Source organism: Clavibacter sp. MX14-G9D, from assembly GCF_032917815.1.
In the GTDB taxonomy this organism is placed as follows: Bacteria; Actinomycetota; Actinomycetes; order Actinomycetales; family Microbacteriaceae; genus Clavibacter; species Clavibacter michiganensis_K.
This window is the reverse complement of sequence record NZ_JAVCVL010000359.1, coordinates 1-1,412: the sequence shown is the minus strand read 5'-3', so window position 1 is coordinate 1,412 and position 1,412 is coordinate 1. Positions and strand designations below refer to the sequence as shown.

Annotated in this window: 2 protein-coding genes; both read left to right on the top strand. The window is 75.9% G+C overall.

Going from position 1 to position 1,412, the window contains the following annotated elements; translation table 11 throughout:
* On the top strand, positions 1-335 hold a 335-nt coding region (locus tag Q6969_RS15615), incomplete at its 5' end, for an Asp23/Gls24 family envelope stress response protein (protein WP_317231261.1).
* Between the two features lie 126 nt (positions 336-461).
* Complete coding sequence (aqpZ, locus tag Q6969_RS15610; RefSeq protein WP_317231260.1) at positions 462-1,280, top strand: aquaporin Z; 819 nt, start codon at positions 462-464, stop codon at positions 1,278-1,280.
* Positions 1,281-1,412 lie beyond the last annotated feature (132 nt).

The window sequence follows — 1,412 nt, the reverse complement described above, 5'->3', positions numbered from 1 at the left end:
GCATCGCGGCCCGCCAGGTCCCCGGCGTCCACGACCTCGGCAACGGCGCCGCACGTGCCGTCGGCGCGATCCGCAACGTCATCGGCCAGCAGGACCGCGGCCAGGGCATCTCCGTCGAGGTCGGCGAGAAGCAGGTCGCGGCCGACATCATCGTCGTCGCCGAGTACCCCGTCGCGCTGCAGGACCTCGCCGACCGGATCCGCGAGTCCGTCACCGACGCCATCTCGCAGGTCGTCGGCATGGACGTGACCGAGGTCAACGTCACCGTCTCCGACGTGCACATCCCGTCGGACGACAAGGACGAGGACGAGTCCAGCACGAGCCGCGTCCAGTAGCACCGCCCGCGGACGGGACCGGGGGCGCCCCGGTCCCGTCGCCGCGCGCGGGGGATCCGGGTCCCCGATCCGCACCGACCCCGCAGCACCCGCACCGCACCCGAAGCACCAGAGGACCGAGACCCGATGACCAAGTCCCCCTCCGCCACGAAGGCCCCCCGCGACACCCCCGCCCAGGGACGCGGGCAGAAGGCGGCATCCGCCCCCGACCGGCCGTCCGCCGCCGCCCGCTGGGGCGCCGAGGCGTTCGGCACGTTCCTCCTCGTCCTCGGCGGCGTGGGCACCGCGCTCTACGCCTCCGCCTTCCCCGACGACGGCAACGCGACGGGCGTGGGGTTCCTCGGCGTCGCGCTCGCCTTCGGCCTGACCGTCATGGCCGGCGTGGCCGCGGTCGGCGGCATCTCCGGCGGCCACTTCAACCCCGCCGTGACGGTGGGCCTCGCGACCGCCGGCCGCATCGGCTGGCGCGAGGTGCCGGGCTACGTGATCGCCCAGCTCGTCGGCGGCGTGCTCGCCTCCAGCGTGCTCGCGCTCATCGCGGCCGACGGCCCGGCCGGCTACCTCCGTGCCGCGCAGGACTCCGGCTTCGCGTCCAACGGCTACGGGGAGGCGTCGCCCGGCGGCTTCGGCCTCGGCGCCGTGCTCCTCGTGGAGGCCGTCCTCACCGCGGTCTTCGTCACCGTGATCCTCGCGGTCACCGGGCAGGAGGCGTACGCGTCCGTCGCGCCCATCGTCATCGGGCTCACCCTCACCCTGATCCACCTCATCAGCATCCCGGTGAGCAACACGTCCGTGAACCCGGCCCGCTCCGTCGCCGCCGCCGTGTACGGCGGGCCGACCGCCCTCGGGCAGCTGTGGGCGTTCCTCCTCGCGCCGGTGGTCGGCGCGCTGATCGCCGGGCTCGTCCATCGCGCGCTGACCCGCGCCGCGGCCGTCCCCGTCTGACCCGGACCGGGTGGCGCGCGCCGTCGCAGCCCGGCCGGCGCCGCCGACCGCGATCCCCGCATCCGCACCCGGACCCGCACCCGGACCCGCACCCGCACCCGCACCCGCACCCGCACCCGCACCCGCACCCGC